This is a genomic window from Cecembia lonarensis LW9, from assembly GCF_000298295.1.
GTDB classification, from domain to species: domain Bacteria; phylum Bacteroidota; class Bacteroidia; order Cytophagales; family Cyclobacteriaceae; genus Cecembia; species Cecembia lonarensis.
The window spans coordinates 24,753-47,642 of the sequence record NZ_AMGM01000023.1; the positions used below are offsets into that span (position 1 = coordinate 24,753).

17 protein-coding genes are annotated in these 22,890 nt (G+C 41.5%); 9 read left to right on the forward strand and 8 right to left on the reverse strand.

Going from position 1 to position 22,890, the window contains the following annotated elements:
- Window positions 1–7: 7 nt before the first annotated feature.
- Window positions 8–3,448 (reverse strand): biopolymer transporter Tol, encoded by a 3,441-nt coding sequence (locus B879_RS09045; protein ID WP_009184866.1) that lies wholly within the window; start codon window positions 3,446–3,448, stop codon window positions 8–10.
- Window positions 3,449–3,496: 48 nt separating this feature from the next.
- The gene (locus B879_RS09050) at window positions 3,497–4,540 is read right to left on the reverse strand and encodes an NAD(P)/FAD-dependent oxidoreductase (protein ID WP_009184867.1); all 1,044 of its coding nucleotides are present in this window, start codon (window positions 4,538–4,540) and stop codon (window positions 3,497–3,499) included.
- 56 nt (window positions 4,541–4,596) lie between these two features.
- Between B879_RS09050 and B879_RS09055 the strand changes: the two genes are divergently transcribed.
- From B879_RS09055 to B879_RS09075, 5 genes are read left to right on the forward strand one after another with little or no spacing between them, the layout of a single operon-like run.
- Entirely contained in the window at window positions 4,597–5,250 is a 654-nt protein-coding gene (locus B879_RS09055; RefSeq protein ID WP_009184868.1) for an MBL fold metallo-hydrolase, read from the forward strand.
- Window positions 5,247–5,951: a CDP-diacylglycerol--serine O-phosphatidyltransferase gene (gene pssA / locus B879_RS09060; protein WP_009184869.1), complete on the forward strand. Its 705-nt coding sequence runs from the start codon at window positions 5,247–5,249 to the stop codon at window positions 5,949–5,951. The genes B879_RS09055 and pssA overlap by 4 nt, the downstream gene beginning before the upstream one ends.
- The gene (porU, locus tag B879_RS09065; RefSeq protein ID WP_009184870.1) at window positions 5,935–9,198 is read left to right on the forward strand and encodes a type IX secretion system sortase PorU; all 3,264 of its coding nucleotides are present in this window, start codon (window positions 5,935–5,937) and stop codon (window positions 9,196–9,198) included. The genes pssA and porU overlap by 17 nt, the downstream gene beginning before the upstream one ends.
- A complete protein-coding gene (porV, locus tag B879_RS09070; protein WP_009184871.1) occupies window positions 9,195–10,415 on the forward strand; it encodes a type IX secretion system outer membrane channel protein PorV in 1,221 nt (406 codons plus the stop codon). Before porU ends, porV begins: the two co-directional genes overlap by 4 nt.
- Window positions 10,412–11,683, forward strand: coding sequence for a M16 family metallopeptidase (locus B879_RS09075; protein WP_009184872.1), 1,272 nt, complete (start codon window positions 10,412–10,414; stop codon window positions 11,681–11,683). Before porV ends, B879_RS09075 begins: the two co-directional genes overlap by 4 nt.
- Here B879_RS09075 and B879_RS09080 read toward each other — a convergent pair.
- Together B879_RS09080 and B879_RS09085 are read right to left on the reverse strand one after the other, a co-directional pair.
- On the reverse strand, window positions 11,680–12,639 hold the full coding sequence (locus B879_RS09080) for a glycosyltransferase family 2 protein (protein WP_009184873.1): 960 nt from the start codon (window positions 12,637–12,639) through the stop codon (window positions 11,680–11,682). The two genes, B879_RS09075 and B879_RS09080, sit on opposite strands and share 4 nt — an antisense overlap.
- On the reverse strand, window positions 12,632–13,075 hold the full coding sequence (locus tag B879_RS09085; RefSeq protein ID WP_009184874.1) for a sugar 3,4-ketoisomerase: 444 nt from the start codon (window positions 13,073–13,075) through the stop codon (window positions 12,632–12,634). The genes B879_RS09080 and B879_RS09085 overlap by 8 nt, the downstream gene beginning before the upstream one ends.
- 85 nt (window positions 13,076–13,160) lie before the next feature.
- On the opposite strand from B879_RS09085, the gene B879_RS09090 reads away from it, so the two are divergent.
- The gene (locus B879_RS09090; RefSeq protein WP_009184875.1) at window positions 13,161–13,778 is read left to right on the forward strand and encodes a YigZ family protein; all 618 of its coding nucleotides are present in this window, start codon (window positions 13,161–13,163) and stop codon (window positions 13,776–13,778) included.
- 61 nt (window positions 13,779–13,839) lie between these two features.
- Here the strand turns inward: B879_RS09090 and B879_RS09095 are convergent, their stop codons facing one another.
- Genes B879_RS09095 through B879_RS09105 form a run of 3 tightly spaced genes read right to left on the reverse strand, consistent with a single transcriptional unit; the run spans window position 13,840 to window position 17,138 of the window.
- Window positions 13,840–14,442 carry a 3'-5' exonuclease gene (locus B879_RS09095; protein ID WP_009184876.1) on the reverse strand — a complete coding sequence of 201 codons (603 nt, stop codon included), beginning with the start codon at window positions 14,440–14,442 and terminating at the stop codon, window positions 13,840–13,842.
- Complete coding sequence (gene nhaC / locus B879_RS09100; RefSeq protein WP_009184877.1) at window positions 14,439–15,920, reverse strand: Na+/H+ antiporter NhaC; 1,482 nt, start codon at window positions 15,918–15,920, stop codon at window positions 14,439–14,441. The genes B879_RS09095 and nhaC overlap by 4 nt, the downstream gene beginning before the upstream one ends.
- 51 nt (window positions 15,921–15,971) lie before the next feature.
- Window positions 15,972–17,138, reverse strand: coding sequence for an NAD(P)/FAD-dependent oxidoreductase (locus tag B879_RS09105; RefSeq protein WP_238542112.1), 1,167 nt, complete (start codon window positions 17,136–17,138; stop codon window positions 15,972–15,974).
- 40 nt (window positions 17,139–17,178) lie between these two features.
- Between B879_RS09105 and B879_RS09110 the strand changes: the two genes are divergently transcribed.
- Window positions 17,179–17,658, forward strand: coding sequence for an Mpo1 family 2-hydroxy fatty acid dioxygenase (locus B879_RS09110; RefSeq protein WP_009184879.1), 480 nt, complete (start codon window positions 17,179–17,181; stop codon window positions 17,656–17,658).
- Window positions 17,659–17,802: 144 nt separating this feature from the next.
- The gene (locus B879_RS09115) at window positions 17,803–19,815 is read left to right on the forward strand and encodes a monovalent cation:proton antiporter family protein (protein ID WP_009184880.1); all 2,013 of its coding nucleotides are present in this window, start codon (window positions 17,803–17,805) and stop codon (window positions 19,813–19,815) included.
- A gap of 6 nt (window positions 19,816–19,821) precedes the next feature.
- Here the strand turns inward: B879_RS09115 and B879_RS09120 are convergent, their stop codons facing one another.
- A complete protein-coding gene (locus B879_RS09120) occupies window positions 19,822–22,104 on the reverse strand; it encodes a patatin-like phospholipase family protein (RefSeq protein ID WP_009184881.1) in 2,283 nt (760 codons plus the stop codon).
- A gap of 115 nt (window positions 22,105–22,219) precedes the next feature.
- On the opposite strand from B879_RS09120, the gene B879_RS09125 reads away from it, so the two are divergent.
- Window positions 22,220–22,825, forward strand: coding sequence for a DUF4494 domain-containing protein (locus B879_RS09125; RefSeq protein WP_009184882.1), 606 nt, complete (start codon window positions 22,220–22,222; stop codon window positions 22,823–22,825).
- Window positions 22,826–22,890 lie beyond the last annotated feature (65 nt).

The following is a 22,890-nucleotide window of genomic DNA, read 5'->3' on the forward strand; positions in this document are numbered from 1 at the left end:
TTGGAATTTAGAAATTATAGCCCAAGGTAACATAAAATCTCAAATTGTCCCTTTGGAAATTTCGAACTGGCTGGGCCAAATCAAATTTGAAATAATAATTCAACAGGACAGTCCGTACACCAGCACCATAACTTTGGAGCCAGGCATTATTGAAATTATTGATGGTAATTTTAAAAGGTGATCCAGGTGAAGTGATCACTTCAGTATTCTGGTCATTGACCCTCTCCCAAGGTGGGGCATCATCCCAAGCTGAACCTACATCATAAAATGCAACAAACTGAAAGTTTTTCACAAAATTGGAAGTAATATTCCCTCTTGACAAATAAGAGAATAAAGGTATCCTCAATTCTGAAGTAAAGGTAAACACATTTCTTCCCCTGATTTCATCGAATAAATAGCCTCTGAGATCCACAAACTCAGCAAAAAGAATATTGGAGTTTTCTGTGCCTGCCGGATTTCTTACTGGCGATTGTTCCGGTCTATTGGATGGAGGGTTATAGAACTGATTGAACAGCCAGTTATTCATTCCTCCTACCAGATAGTTCTGGGGATTTCTCCCAAAGAAAGAGCCTGCAAAAACTCTTGAGGCAAGAACAATATTTTTATGGATCGGCTGATAATTTCGGAAATCTAAATAGAAATTAGAAAATGACCTGTCTGCTTGTGTCAGCCCTTGATAATGTATCACTCCCGCTTTACCCTTCATACCTTTTTGCATGTAGAGCCCTAACTGTTCTGTTTTATCCAGGACAAATTCAGCTCTACCCCCTGCATACTGCACATCAAAGCGGTTTTGCTCAGGTACCTGACCTCTCAGAATAGAGTCCGGGAATAAATTGAAATACTGGGTACGTGCCACAAATGGTGCTAAAGTAAATCGGCTGTGTGGATTAAAAGGGTACGAGAAACCCAATTCAACTTTATTGAGTACATAACGCTGAAAGGTAAGGTCCCTGTCATTTAATTGAATGGCCCTTCTATCGAACCTTAAACGAGCATCAATTCTTTGCTTCAGGTATTCATATTCAAAATAAACATCACTACCGGAACTAAAATCCAAGGGCACCATTAACCCTCCTTCAAAAGAATGGTTATCCAGAATATCTGTCATTTTCCCCGACAATGCCGCACCAAAGCCTCTTAAAGGATCCACCACAAAATCTGTGGATAATGAATTGGTAATGAACTGTGGTGTCATACGACTTGGCCCCACCACTCTTTTTTGTGTACTTTGCCTACGGAAGTTTTCCAATAAATTACTCCTGCTGGCAATAGTAGTAGTGCTTCGCTCAGGTGCAGGAGATACCACAGGAATGGTATCGAATACATAATTATCTGTATCTATACCCCTACCTCTTTCAAACCTTAACCGATCAGCACTAAGTGGGCTGGTAAGACTTCTTGGTGCAGGAATCGTATCCAATACCTGTGGTTCTGTCGCTGGCGTGACAGGAGTTGGTGTAGGAGTTGGTCTTCTTTGTCCTGCGGGAACGCCCATCATCAAATCTTCCAACCTCAAATTAATCGCAGTATCCCTTTTTACTTGGGTTACCTCCCTTTGTTCCTCAGACCTGGTGATTGCTCTTCTTTCTCTTAATTCTTCCTGTGTTAGAGGCACAACCTGTTCCTGTTCCTCATCAGCCCTTTTGGCAGACAAGCGGTCTGCTAAAGTCTTGGCCTGTAACAGCTGTACCCTGGGTGTGCTTGGGGTGAATTGCTCAATATTTGAAAAACTTTCCAGGTTAATCCGACTCACCCTACCATCCCTGTATGAATAGGCTATACGATTGGTTTTTGAAGAATAATCAAATGCCTCCACACTCTTATTGAAAGCACTTACCTGACTGGTAATCCCATTGGAAATTGTTAATCGCATCAAGTTATTGATCCCACTTTGATCCGAAATCATTAAAATATTATTGGAATTCAATACTACAGGCCGGTAATTTTTATTGTTGAGGTTTGTCAATTTCTCCAAAGGAAGGGAATCCCTCAAATCCAACTTATAAAGGTTAAAATAATCTGGAAGTAATTTTACATCAGGTGTTCTTGTCAGAAGCGAATCTGGGATCTCTGTAAAATTGGATGCATAAATAACAGTGGAATCATTGAGAAAAACAGGCGTAACATTATCAAACACATCATTTGTCAGCCTTCTGCCGACCCCTCTTGCATTAAGGCTATAAATATCTGTCTTTCCATTGGCAATGGCTGATAGAACCATATTTCTACCGCTGGAATTAAAGTCAAGGCTAAGAATCTGTGTGATATTCCTAAGGAAAATTTTATCCTGGGCGGATCCATCAATGGCCCTCATGCGCAAGGTGGTAGTACCCCTTCTGAAAGAGGCTATTGCCAAATTGAGGGTATCTCTCCAAGCTATGATCGGTGAAGTTATATTGACAGGAAGGTCTCGGCTGGCGGCCCCACCCGAGTAAATCACCCTTTCCCTACCCGAAGAAAGCTCCCTTACCAGTACCCTGAATCTTCCCCCATTATTGACTACATAAGCCAGGTTTTTGGCGTCAGGACTAAACTTAATATCATTGATGATCCCAAGATGACCTGGAGAAGTTTTATTGATCTCATTATTTTCATTCAAGTCCTTGAAAGTTGTGAAAACCTGCTCGTTGGTACTGATATAAAACTGCCTCCATTGCTCCATAAATGCCCGGTAATTGACTCCTATGGTATTGGCTATACTGTTTTCTTCATTTCTGTTGATCCGGCTAAGGTTAAGAATACTGGAAACATACCGTCTGCCGTAGCGCTCCACGATAAAATTCCATACAGATTGTCCCAAATAGGCTGCCTCCTTTTCCGTATAACGATGCAATTTGATGTTCTTATTATCTCTAAAAAAATGACGGACAAAATCATCCATTTCCCTGCTCCAACCATAGGCCAAATACATGGCAGCCCCTTCTACATACCATTCAGGAAAAGTATTGATCAGGCTTGATTGAAATGCATCCGCTATGGTGGAACCATACAGCATTTCCTCAATGATCACCTTGGCCGTGGTGTAAATCAGGTCTTTTTTGAAGGAATCCCAAGTGCCGCTGAAGGCCACTTCTCCTATCAAACGGCTGAAATAAGTTTGACCATCAATTGTAAACTGATCCTTATTCAGGTTAAGATTACTTTGAAGAATTTCTTCCTGGGAATTGTATATGAAAATTTTGGGTTTGGTATAGGCCACATAACCTATTTGCTGGGTAAGGCGCTCAAACTCCCCCTCCAGGTAATCAATGGCCATTCTGGCATTGTTCATGCCGCCATCATAATAGTAAACCTCAAAATTATTGGAAGTATAATGATACCACTCTATATTTTGATGCTGCACCCTGTTTTTCCCAAATCTTTCCCTATCCATCTGAGAAAAGCTTTGTTGAGAAATCATTACCAGGGCAAAGGCAAATAAAATACGTATAAACCTAACTTTCATCTAGTGTGAACTCTTGGACTTAAATATACTTAAAAATATATTTTATGTTTACATGCAACGCATAATGTTTACTTCTTTTTGTGGTTCCTTTCCCTCAATAAGCAGTTCAATCATCTTGCTGCTAAGATAAGGTACCAAAGAAACCCCCTTGGCCCCAAATCCATTAAAGATATAAACCCTTTCTTGGGTAGGATGTTTTCCCAAAAATGGTTTTCTATCCTTCGTGGCCGGCCTGATGCCATATTTATGGAAAATAACCTCTTTTTGAGGGATTTTCACCAACTTTTCCAACTTCTCGACCAACTCTATTTTAGCCCTTTCTGTAGGTCCTGTGTCCAGGTCATGCCAGGAATAGGTTGAACCAACCCTCTTCAACCCATTGGGAAGGGAAATTCTAAATACACCCCTATTGATGATGGCGTCGGGATGAAATTCCTGTGCTATATCCAAAATCTCTCCCTTAACCGGTGCAAAAGGCAAGCGGTTAAAAAAACTACTCTCCATAGCACCTAGACCATTACAATACACAATGGCGCTGGCTCTAATGTCCTCATAAACTACCCCGTTATCTTCAAACTTAAGCTTATTTTCATCCCACTTTTCCTGTCTTAGGCAACCTTTTTCCAAAAGATAAGCTGCATAGCTGTCCAAAAGTGTATTGATATCAAGATACCCGGCATTTTTCAGCAAAATACCACCATAAGGATTGACCACTTCTTCAAATAATGGACGGGTGTAAATCTTTTCAAAAAAGGGTTGAAGCAAAGGGTCACCACTATGCCCCATCCATTCATTTTGTTCTTCTATGGACAAAAAGGGACGGTAAATTGGCCTTTTCATAAGAAATTTTGCCCCTAAAAGATTTTCCAAATCGGTGTAAAATGGCTCAATCTCCGGAAATAGCTGATCTGCCAACCAGGTCCTCACCATCTTTTTACCCGTTACAGGGTTATATAGGCCTGCAGCTACCCTACTGCTTTTATTGGATTCGGGTAGGTCATAAATCATCAGTGACTTCCCTTTTGAGAGAATTCTGTGGGAAAGGGCCGTACCTGCCAATCCCTGCCCTATGAGTAAAAAATCTACTTCCATGCCCAAAATTATATTCTTTCTTCGTTATTTTGAGGATTAAATCAAAAGAATCACAAATGCTCCAGATCAAATCTTTCACTTTTAATCCCTTTATGGAAAATACTTATGTGCTGTATGATGAGAGCAAGGAGGCTGTAATTTTTGACCCCGGCTGTTATGAAAAACACGAGCAGCTTGAACTGGACAGGTTTATCGAGGAAGAAGGCCTCATTGTCAAGCACTTGATCAATACCCATTGCCACATTGACCACGTTTTGGGGAATGCTTATATCAAAAGGAAATACAAAGTACCCTTATATATCCACAAAAATGACCTCCCCGTGCTCAAATCAGTGGCCGCTTATGCGCCCAATTATGGTTTTGCCGCTTATGAAGAGGCAGATGCTGACTTTTACCTAAGCGAAAAGGATAAACTTAAGTTTGGTAATACGATCATGGATATTCTCTTTGTGCCGGGTCATGCCCCAGGACACCTGGTATTTTATCATGAACCTACAGGCATCTGTATTGCAGGAGACACACTTTTTCAGGGAAGTATTGGAAGGACTGACCTGCCCGGTGGTGACCATAAGACCTTGATCAATGCCATTAAGCAACAAATGTTTACCTTGCCGGAAGAAACCAAAGTTTATCCCGGACATGGGCCTATGACAACCATTGGTATTGAAAAAGTGCATAATCCTTTTGTAGGTAAAAACGCAAGGTTTTGACAATTAAAAAACATATCCCCAACACCCTTACTTCCCTGAATTTACTGGCTGGCATGTTCGGTATTTTTTATGTCCTGGAAGGGGAACTGTTTTACGGTGCTTATTTAATTTTACTTGCGGCTGCATTTGATTTTCTGGATGGTTTTGTGGCCAGAATGCTGCGGGTTCACTCAGAAATCGGCAAAGAATTGGATTCTTTAGCAGACCTGGTAACCTTTGGCGTGCTGCCTTCTTTTGTGCTTTTCCAGATGATCAGGATGCATACGACACTGGATTACTTGCCATTTTTTGTATTTATTGTAGGTATTTTTTCTGCCATTCGATTGGCTAAATTCAATATCGATACGAGACAATCTGAGCGGTTTATCGGTGTACCTACACCGGCAAATGCACTTTTGATCAGTACCTTGCCATTTACTGCCTTAAAATTTCCTGATGCGTATGGATGGATATATCAGCCTTACTTGTTGCTGGGACTGGCACTGTTGATGTCTTTTCTGTTGGTATCCGAAATCCCCTTGATTGCCCTGAAATTCAAAAACTTTTCTTTAAAAGGTAACATTTTCAGATACCTTGTTCTACTGACGGGTCTGATCTGTATTTTGAGTTTTGGCCTAGCTGGAATCCCTATGGTTATAATTGTTTATATTGTGCTGTCGGTATTGGAGGGATTAATTGATAAAAATGCTGCAAAAGAATAGCTCATATTTTTCTATTTTCGGTGGCTTATTGCTTTTTTTCATAGCCCGGGATGTAACGTTTGCTCAAGAAAACAGGACATATTTCAAATTTCCCGTCACCCAAGATGGCGTTTATCAGTTAAATTTGAGTCAAGCCACCTCGATGGGCTTTCAAAATTTAGATGAAGTGGGGATTTTTGGCGTGCCTGGCATGTTGCCGCAACTACTCGACAGCACAGCTTTTGAACTCCAACCTGTCCCCACCAAAGTACAAGATGAAAAACTTTATTTTTTCCTTCAGGGGCCCCATTATATTTTTCATGGTGAAGAGGGTTTTGATTTGCAGGTTCATCATTATACCGACACTTTATTTTATCTTATTGGGAAAAAAAGTCCGGGTCAAGCAATAATCACTCATAACGAATCAGCGGCATCAGGTCCCGACCTCACAGCGATATTTGGGGTGGAGCTTTTGAAATGGGAAGAAACTAACCTCCTGAATTCTGGCAGGGTTTGGTACTCCAGACCGATCTTCAACCGGGAGCGACTATCCTTTAATTTTTCTATGCCTACAGTAGCCACAGGGCCTCCCGAGTTGAGTGTCAAGGTAATGGGACAAAGCTTATCAGAAGGACGAATGGAATTTTTCCATAATAACGCGCAGGTTGGGCAGGTATCCATCAGCAGCATACCCAATACGCCATTTGGTATCAAAGGCAGGGAAGCCTTCTTTAGGGCAGGACTACAAAATGCAAATAATTACAACATACAGGTAAATTTCAGTTCTGCCGACGTCAATGGTACCGGCTACCTGAACTACAGTCTATTGGCATTCCCTTTTACAGTGGCTAATGCCCCTGCAGGAACTTACATCAGCAAACAGTCAGGAATTATCAGAAGCAGACAGGATTTGACAACCTGGCTGGTGAAAGACTTTTATGATGTCAGGGAAGTTGTAATGCCAGAACTCGCCCAACCAGGCGACCGAATCATTCTTTTTAAAGATCATCAAACATTGGGCATCAGCGATTGGAAGCCAATAGACCTGAGGCCAAGAATGGAGACAGAAAGATCCCAAATGATCATTATCAGTGCCCCAAATCTTGTTTCCCAGGCAAACCGCTTGGCCTCACATAAGCAGGAAATGGGCATTTCAACCGCTGTCTACACCCCACAGCAACTGTATGATGCATTTGCTTATGGAACCAAAGACATTTCTGCTTTCAGGAACTTCCTCGCCTACCACTATATGCGATCCGGTAACCTCAAACATGTCCTGTTTTTTGGAAAAGGCACATTCGATTACAAAGGTATTTTAGGGGGGAGACCTAATTTGGTGCCTACTTATAGTTCGAGGAATAGCCTTAACCCACTGACCACCTTCTCGTCGGATGATTATTTTGGTTTTCTGGAGCTGGGACAGGGTAGTTGGGAAGAATCCAGCGATGGCGACGAACTACTTCGCATTGGGGTGGGAAGAATACCCGCCATAGATTTCAGGGATGCCAATGAGGCGGTGAACAAAATCATTGCTTACGAAAAGAGACAGCACATGGAAGGTACTTGGAAGCGTAGGATTTCTTTTTTTGCTGATGACGGAGACAACAATATTCACCTGAATGATGCGGAGACACATGCAAATTTTATCCGGGAAAACCATCCAGAATTTGAAATAAGCAAATTGTACTTGGATAGGTTTGAACAAGTCAGGGAAAATGGGATACAGCGCTCTCCTGATGCAAGACAAGCATTGAAGGAGCAAATAGCAGATGGTTTGCTGATTCTCAATTACATTGGACATGGCAATGAGACTACCCTTACGGAAGAAAGGGTTTTCACAGTTGCTGACCTAAGAGATTGGCCTGAAAACCCACTTTTACCACTTTTCATTACTGCTACCTGCGAGTTTGGAAGACAGGACAGCCCTTTTATCCGATCTGGTGCGGAGGAATTGCTTTTTGCTGAAAGAAAAGGTGCCATAGGGCTTTTGACTACAGGCAGGCCGGTATTCAGTTCCATCAATTTTGCGCTGAATAAAGCATTTATAGCATCCGTTTTCCAAGCAGAAGAAGGAATACTGCCTGACCTAGGCACGGTATTCAAAAACACCAAAAATAACAGTTTAAACGGTCCTTTCAACAGGAATTTTGCCCTTATCGGTGATCCTTCTCTCAGGTTAGCTGTTCCGGAAATTCAGGCAAAGACTCAGGAAATTCTTGATTTGGATTTGGAGATTCCAGTGGACACACTACAGGGCCTTCAACGGGTTCGTATTTTAGGAAAAATCAAAGATCCAGTAACCGGGTCGCTGCTTTCTGGAGCGAATGGCCAATATGAATTAAGTCTGGCGGACGAGCCAATGGAATTTGAAACATTAGGTGATGAAAGCAATCCTGTGGCTTTTAAAGAAGAGAAAAGCTTCTTGTTCAGAGGCACAGGAGAAGTCACTGATGGAGAATTCATGGCAGATCTTTTTATACCCCAAAATTTGAAAGAGGATGTTAGAAAAGGTACCATCCGGATAATGGCCAGTCTTCAGGAAGGCCGAGAAGAGGCTATTGGAGCAAAAACAATCCCAATCGGCGGAAAAATAAACACGGAGACAAACGATAATGAGGGGCCAGAAATCCGCTTATTGTTTGGAGAGGAACTGCTTGAAAGTCCTCCCCTCATCCCCTCCAGCACATACCCTGTCAAAATACTGCTTAGTGACATAAGTGGCATCAATATTGCTAAATCAGTTCCTGAAAATAACATCACCCTTCAGGTCAATGATGATTTGCCAATTGTACTAAATGATAGTTTTAGAGCAAGCAATGGAGGCTTTACAACTGGGGAAATTTTGACCAATTTGACCAATTTGGGGGAAGGCGTCAACCGGTTAAGGATAAAAGCCTGGGACAATGTTGGTAATGCCAGCCTCATAGAAGGTCAAATTGAGGTGAGGGGTAGTTTAAATATTAAAATCACCCAGCTTTTGGTCTACCCTAACCCGGCCCGGGAAAATAGTAGATTTTCCATCAGCCATAATAGGCCTGGTGAAAACTTAAACCTGGACTTAGAGGTTTACAGCGTGAAAGGGGATATAATATTTAAAACATCCAGGCGTTATCCTGTGGCTAATGCTGTTTTAGATGACTTGGAGTGGATTTTTTTCCACAACAAAACAAAAAATCCCGCAAAAGGAATGTATATTTACAAGTTGCAGCTCAGCTCTGAAAAAGATGATACTTTGGATCTGAAAAGCGGAAAAATAATTATTCAATGAAAATATCGGCAAAACCCTTTGTTTATTCATTTCATTTTTTGTGGATAAGCCTCCTGTTACAACCTGTATTCGCTCAGAGTAATTCTCCTATTATTTCAGGTCAAGACCCCGACAGAAGGGTTATCACCACGGCTGTGCCATTTTTGAACTTTGCTCCTGACAGCAGGCATTCTGCCATGGGTGACGTAGGGGTTGCTACAAGCCCAGATGCCTTTTCAGCCCATTGGAATGTTGGTAAGTTGGCTTTTGTGGAAAATGATATGGCTTTTTCCCTTTCCTATTCTCCATGGTTGGGCAGATTGGTCAATGACATGTTTGTCTCATACCTGACAGGATATAAAAGAATTGATGAGGTCTCCGCTTGGGGCTTCGACCTGAGGTACTTTAACATGGGAGATATCATTCTCACAGATGGCAGAGGTGAGGAATTGGGGGAGTTTACGCCCAGGGATATTGCTATTGGGGGTTCATATTCCCGCCAATTATCAGAAAATCTGGGCATTGGTATCTCCGCAAGATTCATCCATTCCAATCTATCTGGAAATTTATCATCAGTGGGTGGCAGTGAAAGCCGTCCAGGCATCAGTGTTGGAACGGATGTAGGTTTATATTACACCAAAGAAGTCTTCCCTGCTGACAAATCCGGCGAATGGTCTTGGGGAGTTACCATCACCAACATCGGACCTAAAATCACCTATAACAGTGCGGAGGACTTGGATTTCATTCCGACCAATCTTAGGTTAGGTACTGCCTACAAAGTCAACTTCAATGAAAAGAATTCCCTTACATTCGCTTTGGATTTCAATAAGTTGATGGTCCCATCCCCTCCTATATGGGAAAGAAATGAAGATGGTTCTTTGGCCACCGACCCAAATGGCAACTTGATTTTAGCTGCCGGAAGAGACCCAAACAGACCATTGCTTTCCGGAATGTTCCTCTCTTTCATAGATGCGCCGGGAGGATTTAGAGAAGAAATGCAGGAGGTAATGATCTCTTATGGCATGGAGTACATTTTTGACGAAGTCTTTGCGCTGAGAACCGGGTATTTCTTTGAAAATCCAAACAAGGGTGGTAGAAGGTATTTCACCATGGGATTGGGGTATGTATACAAAGAAAAGTTTGCATTTGATTTTTCATATCTTGTTCCACAAGTACAAAACCACCCATTAGCTGAAACCTTAAGGGTTTCTCTGACTTATAATATACCAAGATTATGACAGTAGACAGGTCTGTGGCACCAGTATTTCAGATACCGGACCACATTGACTTTCCTAAACCTCAACAAAGGACTCTAAAAAATGGAGTCCATTTGTATTTTATACCCACGCCGGAAATTGGGGCAGTAAAATTAGAGCTAATGGCAGACTCCCCTGCCCTATTGGGTAAAGAGGAGAAAAAACTACTCGCTTATTTTACCCTTCATATGCTTACAGAGGGAACAAAATCAAAATCTTCCGCTGTATTGGATGATTTTTTTGACACCTATGCCACAGAAGTAGAAGTTACCTCGACCTTCGAACATCAGGGACTTTCATTGCTCACCACTAAAAAACACTTCCATACAGTTCTCCCTGTATTCAGGGAATTATTGACTGAAGCTGTTTTCCCGGAAAAGGAACTGGCCAAACGAAAATCACAAAAAGCCTTAAGTCTTAGCATCATGCAGGAAAAGACAGGAAATCGAGCTTCACAGCTTTTCAGGCAACAACTATTTGGTGAAAACCATACCTATGGTCAGATTGCAGATGAACAGGATGTGGCGGCGATTGAAAGGGAGGATTTGATTGGTTTTTATGAACAACAGCTTTGGACCAACGTTGAGGTTTTCTTAAGTGGAGACCTGAATAAAGAGGAGTTGGATTTTATAGATCATGTTCTGGGCGATCTCCCCGTTAAAGCAGTGCAACAAAAACCCAGTCACTTTATTAATGCCCCCCACCCAAGAATCATAGAAGACAGAAATAATGCCCTGCAATCCAGTATAAGGATTGGTTGTCATCTCCTTCCAAAATCCCATCCTGAATATTTCGGATTTTGGGTTTTCAATGTATTTCTTGGAGGGTATTTTGGCAGCAGGCTGATAAAGAATATACGGGAAGACAAAGGCCATACTTATGGCATATACAGTAGTATCGGCAGTTTAAAGACAACTGATTACTGGGTAGTTATGGCTGATGTAATCAAGGAAAACAGGGAGGAAGTAATTGAAGAAATCTACAAGGAAATCAATAAGTTGCAGCAAGAAGCGATTTCGCATGATGAACTGGAGACCGTTCGGAATTACCTGGTTGGCAACTTATTGTCTAACTTCAGTTCCTCCTTTGAACTGATAAGTAGATTCAAATCAGTCCATCAAGCGGGCTTAGATTTGGGTTTTTATAAAAAGCAATTGGAATACATCAAGCATTTTGATCCAAAGCAGATTCAAGAAATAGGTGGAAAATACCTGCTAAAGGATCAAATGGTGGAAGTGATCGTCGGCTAGCCTTTAATTTTTTTAAGCAGCACATAAAGTGCGGAGAAATCCCAACGATATTTTATCCATTGCCCGTATATAAAGTAATGAAGGCCCGAAGCACCTAAGGCCGAGGCCAATTCCATAAAGCCAATAGCCTGTTCAAAATTGGCAGATAATAGGCTATGTTTCAATTCATAGAGGACCCTTTGGAGCAAAGCCTTATCCTCAAGGCTATCTTGGTTCATTTCCTTGATTTTCCAACAAATTCGTAAAGTGGAAGGTAACATCACTGATCGGTATCTCATATACTGAGTAGCTGAAAACGCATTGGGGTGCAAGGTTTTGATCAGTCCAAAATGATCCGAAAAAACAAAGGAATACTTTCTGGCCAGTCTCACCTGAATATCGAAATCTTCATAACTCAAGGTTTCATCATAACCGCCTATTGCCCTAAGTGCATCAGACCTAAGGACCATGGTTACAGAAAGGACATGATGAGAGGCTACCAGTTTTTTATATAAATCTCCATCTTCCACTTTTTTCTTCAACTTCCCTTCAGCTGTCCTTGGATAAAAACTACTCTTTTTACCATTCTTTTCAAGTAAGGCATCGGAGAAACATACTGCCGCAGTCGGGTGGTTTTCTAAAGCCTGAACTGATTTCATGGCATGCGCTGTCAGCAACAGGTCATCCCCGGACAAATCGATGAGGTATTTCCCAGAGGTCAGGGAAAACACCTCATTGAAGGATTTACAATAGGGCCATCTGGATTCCCTAAATATGGTTGATACCTGAAAATCAATGTTTTGATTACTCAACCATTCTTTTATGATTTCTTTAGCATTGTCCTCGCTGCCATTGTCCACCACAAACAATTCTACGTTCGGATAATCCAATGCTGCCACAGCCTCCAGGCAATCTTTGATAAAAGCTTCTTGGTTATAAACCGTACAGATTATACTGAGTAAAGGCAAATTATCCATCTTGAGGCTTTATATTTCTTGAAAAAACCTCTTGCATAGCCTCAAATTGGGCCCTCTCCCTGATATAATCATGCTCATCATAGGCTTGGTCTGCAAGTACCAACAATACTGCCCCCTTCCCGAAAGTAACCGATGACCATATCAAGGGAGGTAAAACCAGTGCTTTATCAGGTTGGTCAAGAACAATCTCAAACTGCTTTTTATCCAAAGCTTCCAGGTTAACCCTGACCTTTCCATGCAGGCAAATGAGCATTTGCTTCTCCCTTTTGTGTGCATGTACCCCTCTTTGCTCTCCCTCTGGCACCCCACTGATCCAAAACGAACGCTTGATAGGAAAAGGAAAAGCTTCTGATCCTTCAAAAAAAGTGAGTTTACCACTTGTCTGTACATTACTTTTTAAAGTGATAAGATCAGGCCGTAGAAGTGCTGTTTTCATAATTGCTAAATTAATCGATTCCGGCTAAAGTATTAATCATTAATTTTGATAGCTCGAAGAAGCATAAACAGAGAGAAACCAAATCATGGCACTGGAACATTTACCGGAAGATAGTTATTTGACCCTAAAAAGGGAATCTGAAGGAGTTTACAAAGAAAAAGGAAGTAAGTTTTTAGCTTTTGCTTTCCCTATAAAGGATGAAAATGACATCAGGGAGCATTTAGAGCAACTCCGGAAAAATTATTACGATGCCAGACACCACTGTTATGCCTACATTTTGGGGAAAAACCAGGATCTATACCGGGCCAATGATGATGGTGAACCCAACCATTCTGCAGGAGACCCTATCTTGGGGCAAATCCGATCAAATGGACTGACGAATGTGATGATCGTGGTGGTGCGGTATTTCGGAGGGACTAAACTGGGGGTTTCCGGACTGATCAATGCCTATAAAACTGCAGCTGCAGAAGCTATTGCCAACAATGAAATCATTACTGCCATCCTACATGACAAAGTCAAAATTGATTTTGAGTACCTCAATATGAATGAGGTCATGAAACTGATCAAAGAATATGATCTTCAGATCCTTGAACAACATTTTGACAACCAATGTCAGCTTGTAGTCGAAGTTCGCCAAAAACATTTAGAAGAAATCACCCTTAAAATTTCAGATTTGAATAGGGTGAAAATACATATTTTATAAGGTCTCTCGTAACTGACACCAAAGTCTTGAGTCTTGCATCTTGTATCTTGTATCTTCCTTTTCACCGATTAAACAACTCATCCAAATACCCCTGATACTGTAGCTTTTTATAAATTTCAAGGCAAACCCAGGCATCCGTAGCGGCATAAAGCTGTTGCCGATCTGTCAGTTCAACAGCCTCCCAGTTGGATACTTGCTCGGATTTGGAAATCCGCATTTGCAACACCATTGCTGCAAGGTTTCGCACGCCAATATTCTGGAACCCCACCTTTTTGAGTTCATCATTCAGGTCGAAAAAACTTTGGGGCTCAAAACCAATAGATACTTTTCTCAAACCCCTAAGGTCGTCCAGGACTGCAGCACCTATTTTAATGACCTCGGGATCCTCTAAAATTTCCTGGATAGGACCAGGCATACCTATTTCATTTAACCTGATCAGGAAAGCTACGTCCTCGGTAGCCAACTGCAAAAGAGAAACATAATATTGGGTACCTTTCCGGAAAGAAGGTCTGGTTTCGGTGTCAAAACCCAATAAGCTATGCCGGTCTAATTCCAAGGCTACTTCTTTGATCTGATCTTTTGAGTTGACCAAAACAATATCTCCCTGAAACTGTCCTAATGGTAATTCGTTGATTTCCTCCTTACTGATTTTTTTAAGGATCATACTGCGAGTTCTTTTTTAATCTCCATCATCTCTTCCTCTGTGTAAAAGTTCATTCCCAATTTGAAATACCCAAACAAAATGGTCATGAAAGGCGAAATGATATTAAAAAAACAATAGGGTGCATAAGTCAGAGTGGCCACACCAAGCACAGAAGCCTGAGTGGCACCACATGTATTCCAAGGGACAAGAACAGAGGTAACTGTGGCACTGTCCTCCAGCGTCCTGCTGAGATTTTCAGGTTTTAGCCCCCGTTTCCTGTAAATATCTGAATACATCCTTCCCGGAACCAATATGGCCAAATATTGATCCGAAGTGGTCACGTTGAAAAAGACACAGGTAGCAGCTGTAGATGCGATGAGTGATCCCACCGAATGAACTTTTTCAATAATGGCTTCTGCCAAGACCCTCAACATCCCACTTTCTTCCATAATTCCACCAAATATCATTGCACATACAATCAGCCAAATCGTATTGAGCATTCCAGCCATTCCCCCCGTCATCAACAGTTCATTGACCACATCATTATCAGTGACAATGCTGATTTCACCATATAGCGCCATCATAACTCCTTTGTAAGCCTGGTAAAGAAAACTTTCTTCAGGTTCATTGGCAATGGTCTTTATGATGTCCGGTTGAAATACCACAGCAAAGGCCCCACCGAGTAAAGCACCGGCCAAAAGGGCAGGTACCGCAGGAACTTTCTTAATAATCATCAACAAGACCAATACAGGTACAATGAACAACCATCCGTTGACATTAAAGTTTTCCAAAATTACCGCTGAAATTTCCTTGACCTGTGAGACGGAACCTTCTGCGTTGGATACAATACCTATCGTACCAAAAATGATTAAGGCAATCAAAATGGAAGGTACAGTGGTCTTGGTCATATGTCTGATATGGGTAAAAAGGTCAGTTCCTGCCATGGCCGGTGCCAAATTGGTCGTATCTGAAAGGGGAGACATTTTATCTCCAAAATAAGCACCGGACAGGATTGCACCGGCAATAAGGCCTTCGCCAAAGCCTAAAGCCTTACCAATACCCAACAATGCGACACCAACCGTGGCCACTGTGGTCCAACTACTCCCTGTTGCTATGGAGACTATGGCACTTACAATACATGCGGCTATCAAAAAAATGGTGGGATTCAAAATTTGCAAACCGTAATAAATCATGGCCGGCACAATGCCACTAAGCAACCAAGTTCCTGCCAGCGCACCGATCAACAATAAAATCAAGATACTGGACATGGCTGAAGAAATGCTTTTCACAATCCCATCCTGCAATTTCCCCCATTTGATTCTTAACCTGAAAATAGCCATCAATCCAGCCACAGCAGAAGAAATGACAAGCACCATCTGATTGGAACCAGAAAGCCCATCTGTTCCAAAAATCATGATATTGATGACCAATAGGACAATTAAAAATAAGATCGGAAACAATGCTTCCAGTAGGGTGGGTTCTTTACGACTAGTTGCCATCAATTATTTTTCAAAAGTTTTAAAATCTGAAATTAACAAAATTTATCAAATTCAAGCCTCACTTAAAAGATTTACCAGCTCGGAAGCGGTCTGCCAACCAATGGCCACGCCCATGCCACCCAGTCGTACGGCCATGGCTACATTAGGTGTCAACGTCTTCACTATAGGTCTTTTATCAGCACCAAAGGCCATAATTCCAGACCATTCCGTCTCAATTTTTGGAGCACTGTTTGGAAATATTACCTCTTTCATAATTTCCAAAAGATAGCGCTTAATATTAGGGTTGATGCCAAAATCTACCGTCTCTTCTCCTTCAAAATCTATGTTTCTACCCCCTCCCAAAAGCAGTCTGTTATCAATATTGCGGAAATACACATACCCTTTATCATAATGAAAAGCGCCCTTCCAGGGAATTTCATAGGGCAATGGAGCTGTCACCATCACCAGTCCCCTTCCAGGTCTGAGGTCCATATCAGGCAAGAAACTGGAGGTAAAGGCATTGGTGCAAAGCGCTAATTGGCTTGCTCGAAAATGTATTTTTTCTCCAAAGCCATCAACTTCAAGTATACCCTCTTCTTGAATCATTCGACTTACCCTGGCCCCGGTCAGAATTTTTACGCCAAGCTTACTAGATGTCTGCCACAATGTGTTGATGAATTTACCACTGTCCAATTCTCCTTCAAATGCATTCTTGACTACAGCCTTTACTTTGGGCCCAAAACCAAAGGCTCCATGACTTGGTAAAGCTGAAAAAACAAACTGATTGAAAATGGGGTATAGCAATTCATTGATTTCCTCCAACTTTTGCATAGCCGACAACTCTTTGTCAGTGATAAGCTCAAAGCCTCCATCTTCCCGAAATTCAAGTTCAGCATCACCAAACTTTTCCCGAATGGCCAAAAGCCCATCATAACGCCGTTTGACAAGTGTTACTACTTCTTCTTTTGGAAGTACTTCCAGGTCATCAAGTATCTCTGTCAGACTTCCAAAGCAGGCAAATCCCGCATTCTTAGAGCTGGCTCCAGAGGGAAATAAACCTCTCTCCAAGACCAATACCTTGCGTTCAGGAAACAATTCTTTATACTGAATGGCCGTAGAGAGCCCTACAATACCCCCTCCTATGACAATCAGGTCATGCTTTAGAAAGTTTTTTTTCTCCCAGAAACTCAACATCTGTCTTGAAATTGGATTTTTATGGTGGCTATTTATTAAATTCATATTTATAATCCAATCCAAAACCACTTAACCGCCTCAAACCATGAGAAAAATTGATGATTTATTACACGAATACGGCCTTAGCCATCAGAATGAGACCAACAAAGCCATTCATTGGATCTGCGTACCCGCTATTTTCTTCAGTATTGTAGGCTTAATTTATAGCATTCCAGCCGAACCGGTGGAGCGCTTACTTCCTTTTTTAGGGAGTTTTGCCAACTGGGCAACGCTAGCTTTGGTTATCGTGCTTTTTTACTATGTCACCTTATCTCCACCTCTCGCTTTGGGTATGTTTTTTTTCTCCGCCATATGTCTGGCACTGGCCAATTTGCTTAGCCTGACAGTACCGGTACCACTCTGGGCCCTCAGCTTGGGAATATTTGTGATTGCTTGGATATTTCAGTTTTATGGCCATAAAATTGAAGGGAAAAAGCCCTCATTTCTGAAAGATCTCCAGTTTTTGATGATTGGCCCGGCTTGGCTGATGCATTTTATTTATAAAAAACTTGGGTTAGCATATTGATTCATGCCTAACTTCATCCAAGAAGGCGCCTATTGCCATTGAGTCATTCTGGATTTTAAAATTTGGATAATAAACTCTCATGGGGATTTTTTATTTTTTTCCTTGTATTTTTAAGATTGAGATATGATTACCTAAACCGCTTTTATGATTAATTTAATTTTTGCTGCCGTAGAAATCCCCATGCTGTCCGACATCGTATGGATCTTTGGATTGGCCACTTTGGTTATCCTCGTATTCATGCGTTTGAAGATCCCTACGATCATTGGTTTCTTGTTTACCGGTGCCCTAGCTGGGCCTTATGGTCTTTCTTTGGTACAGGCTTCCGATACGGTAGACATACTTTCGGAAATCGGGGTTATCCTGCTTTTGTTTGTCATAGGGATGGAATTTTCACTGAAAAGCCTGATGGCCATTAAAAAAGCTGTATTTATAGGTGGAGCTTTGCAGGTTACGCTGACCATATTGATTAGCACATTTGTTTCTTATTTTTTGGGTTTTGACTGGGCTGTATCCGTTTTTATCGGTTTTCTATTTTCGTTGAGCAGTACAGCCATAGTACTTAAGCTTTTACAGGAAGGAGGTCAGATCAACACCATACCTGGCCGGACTACCTTGGCTATTTTGATTTTCCAGGATATCGTGATTGTGCCTTTGATGCTTTTCACACCTATGTTGGCAGGTGAAACGGATAATGTAGCTTGGTCCTTATTCCTCATGGCCCTAAAAGGCACCTTGGTGGTCATTCTGACCTTATTGAGTGCGAAATATTTCGTCCCTACCCTACTTTATCGCATCGCGAAAACCAGAAATGAAGAGCTTTTTCTTTTAAGTATCATTGTAATCTGTTTTGCTGTGGCTTATGCCACTTCTTTATTGGGACTATCACTGGGTCTAGGTGCTTTTCTTGCAGGATTGATTATCAGTGAGTCTGATTACAGTCACCACGCCACAGGAAAAATCCTGCCTTTCAGGGAAGTTTTCCTAAGCTTCTTCTTTGTATCAGTGGGGATGTTATTTGACATCACCTTCCTATTCGAACACATTATCCCGATTTTAGCTTTGACCTTGCTGACTTTTATCATCAAGTTCATCACTGCAAGTATTGCAGTAAGGGTTATTGGGCAGGGGTTTAAAGAAGCTTTTATGGTCGCTTTTTCCATCTTCCAAGTGGGTGAGTTCTCCTTACTCTTGGCCAAAGTGGGTTTAAATTATAGTCTATTAGACGCTGACACCTACCAGTATTTTCTAGCCATTTCTATACTTACCATGGCTGTGACTCCTTTTGTTTTGAAAAAACGGGAAGAAATTTCCTGTTCTATTCTTAACCTTCCCCTTCCCAAAAGGCTCAATAAAAAATTTGGTAATGAGGACCATCCAGAAATCAAACTGGAAGAAGAATTAAAAGACCATTTGGTCATCATAGGATATGGCCTCAATGGACGTAATTTATCCAAAGCGGCTAAAACTGCTGATATTCCATATGCCATCATTGAAATGAATCCCGCCACGGTAAGAGAAGAGTCCATTAAAGGGGAGCCCATTACTTATGGGGATGCCGCCAATGAAACCGTACTGGAGCATGTAAAAATCAATAAAGCCAGGGTTGCTGTCATAGCAATATCCAATGCAGAGGCTACAAAAAGAATCATTGCTGCCATCCGGCATATGACCCAAAACCCATATATCATTGTCCGCACACGTTATGTGAATGAAATAGAAGATAATCTCAAATTGGGGGCTGATGAGGTGATACCTGAGGAATTCGAAACCTCAATAGAAATATTTACAAGGGTCTTAGGAAAATACCTGATACCAAAGCATGATATTGAAGATTTTACTGAGGAGGTCAGATCACATAATTATGAGCTTTTTAGATTTTCGCCCGGTGATAAAATGCCACGTAAAAAAATAGACTTGCCGGAAATCAATTTTGTAGGGGTTATGGTAGAAAAAGATACAGGTAAATATATCAACAATACCTTAAGAGAATCTGGTTTAAGAAATGAGCTTGGAATCAATGTCGTTGCGATCAAAAGAAATGGGAAAACAATTACCACAATACACCCGGATGAAAAGCTAAAATTGGGCGATGTAGTCTACGTGGCCGGAAAGCCTGATGCCTTGGAAAAATTTGAAGCAGATGTAGAAATTGATTGATCCTTGCTACTCCAAAAATTGATACTCCTTAAGTCTGTTGAGTGATTTTCTGTTGATGGGAGAAGCGATATTATCAATGATAGACTTCTTCTCCCTTGCAGTAAGTCGCCAGTTGAGTGAAGCACGCTGAATTTCCTGTTCTAGCTGATTAAATACCCCCTCTTCATCAGCCAAGCCCCTTTCTCTGAGGTATTGCAGGGTGGAGTATTCAAACTCTATCCTTTCCATTGGGAAATCCACACTTTCTTTTATTCTAGTAAACAGTACTTCGTTGTGCAAGGTCTGAACATTATCCCAGTTGATGTAGATATTTTTCAATGGGGTAAAAAACTTTTCCAGTAAAGTGGGAGGATATTTTTGATCGATATCAGAAAACTTCTCTGAATCCCGGATAGTCAAAAGAAGAACACCTGAGGTATTATCCCTTATCCAATCTTCAAATACATCAATAAATTTCAATGCATCCTGCATACCGAAATTATCAGACAAACCTGCATCCATGGTTTCCATTTGGGGCTTGGAAGGCAATTGTATATTGGGTGTGATGAAAGGAAAGGTGGCTCCCATTCTTAATGCAGTGATAAAGCGAAGACTTAAGGCATCATGACGGGAATAAAATCGCTGAAAATCAATTCCTTGACTTTTTTCATTCAAGCCCTCTACCCTTTTATTGGAAACTCCAAAGTAGCTGATGGGATAAGGTGCAATATAAAGCTTTCGGCCATCATTGGTAACAAGTGGGGTGACAGGCAACATGGGAATTAGGGATCGGAATTCAGGCTCCCTATATGCAGACAAGGGTTTATCTAAAATCCCTTGCATATTGATATTCAACTGATTTTCAAAAGCATAGCCACGGTCTTTTAAATAACGCCTGCCATTGTAATCGAAATACTGATTTCGGAACAAGAGGTCATTTACAAGCAGGGTGAAAATGATAGGATTGAGGTTATCTGAGGAAATCTGGTCCAGATACCTTTCATCTTTGACACTGATCGAGGGGTCATCCAAAGACTGTAGGTATATCTCACGGAAAACCGCTGCCCCAATCAATCCCCCCGAGGCTCCAGTGATCAACTGGGTGTGTTCAAAAAGACGGTTACCGGTCACAAAATGGGCGTCCTGAAGTACCTTCAAAGACCAAAGTGCTGCCCTTTGCCCCCCTCCACTGACAGTGATAAAGACCATTTTGGGTTTGCTGCCTTCCGGAAACTTGGCTTTCCAGTTTTCAAGGATCTGCAGCGTATACTCCCTATCAGCTTTTACTGTATCCGGATGCAGGATGGCATTCAGTTTTTCCAAATTATAGCTAGCCGGTTCGGTGTCATAATCCAAACCAAAAGCTTCATGGGGCCGATTGAACCAAGTGGTATTGGACAGGGAATTAAAAACCAATATAAAAGCCAATACCGCAGGGGTACCCCAGTCCCTCAACCAAAAGGAGACTGCTCCGACCAACATGGTGGCTATGGCCAGTAATAAGATTCCACTGGCTGCAGCCGGTAACTGCAAAAAGGGCGTTTCCCTGAAAATACCCATCAAAAGTATCAAACTGATCAATGCCGTTTGAATGATGATCATGTTCAGGTGGTTTTGGTCAAAAACCCTAAGGAGTTGCTGTCCCTCAAAACCGGAAAGGTCCTGCCTGACCAACTTAAATCTGAAGGAAATATCCAGATAATCCAGCACTTTATACTTCGCGCGCTTACTTTCTTTGATCCTTTTGAGCATATTGGCCCTGGAGATCTTGGTTTTCCGCAACTGCTTTTCAACGGTTCCGGCAAAAAGCACAAAAAAATCCTTGTTGGTGAATCCGAAATAGACAAAGAGTAAGGTGTAAGTAATTATAGAACCCGCACTGAAACCGAGAAAATATTCCCAAATGATCCTATTATTTTCATGTTCATTGTCCAATTGGAATGCAATGAATGCGTAAAGGTACAGCAGGTAAAAGCTTAATGGAATAATTGAATTATTGAGGCAATATTGTAAGAAGGGACGGGGTATGATGGCCAGAAACTTAAACCTGGGTCCATCCAAAATATAGGTGGTCATATGAAAGGCCATTGTGAAAATAGCCAGCGCAATACCAACCAGGAAAAAACTCCTCCAAGAAACCCGATTGAGGTACTCAGGATCCAAAAAAAGAAAAGGAATACCCAAAACAGTTCCAAAACTTTGGAAAATAATGAGTACCAAAAGTCCCCATGTAACCAAAAGCAACAAATTCTTTCTCAGATGAAGAAAGAGCAATTGAACCGGAAAGCTGTAGATAATCTTGTCCCACATAAGACTTTAATTCAGTCAAAAGATAGTAGAATTTTAGTTGAATTCTAAATGGGATTTTTCATTGTGGCTTAAATTCCTATCCCTTACCTTCGCTATCTGAATTAAACGTTGACTTATGAGAATCTGGTTTTTGTGTAAGGTTAAATATGCCAAGGAAAATGAGCAGGGGTTACTGAAAAACGTATCTGAGCAATATCTGGTGGATGCAGTTTCCTTTACGGAGGCTGAGGCCAGGATTTACGATATGCTGGGTTCCACCATCAGGGGTGATTTTCAGGTCACCAATATTTCAAAGAGTAATTTTGTGGATGTATTTCCATACGATGATATAGATATCTGGCACAAATGTAAAATCACCTATGTAGTGGCAGACGCAGACAGTGGAAAAGAAAAAAAGGTAACCCAGTATATGCTGGTGACAGCTCATGATGTAAAAGAGGCTTACGACCGTATTCATGAGAGCCTGAGTAACATGTTGGTTACATTCCGTGTCCCTGACATTACAGAAAGTCCTATAGTGGAAGTTTTCCCATACGAACATGATGACGAAGAACTCCTACCCCCTCCACCTGCCAATTTGAAACCTTTAAGTGAGGTCAAAGCGGAACAGGAGAGAAGGGAAGCCATCAGACAGGAAAATCTAGCAAGTAAATCCGATTCCCCCGAAGAAGAAGCCCGATTGGTAGAATATGAAGGGGAGGATGACCAAGAGGACATTTAACCAAAAAACATTGATGAAGACCTGGTGAGAGAAATTTACCAGGTCTTTTTTTTTAATATGATTAG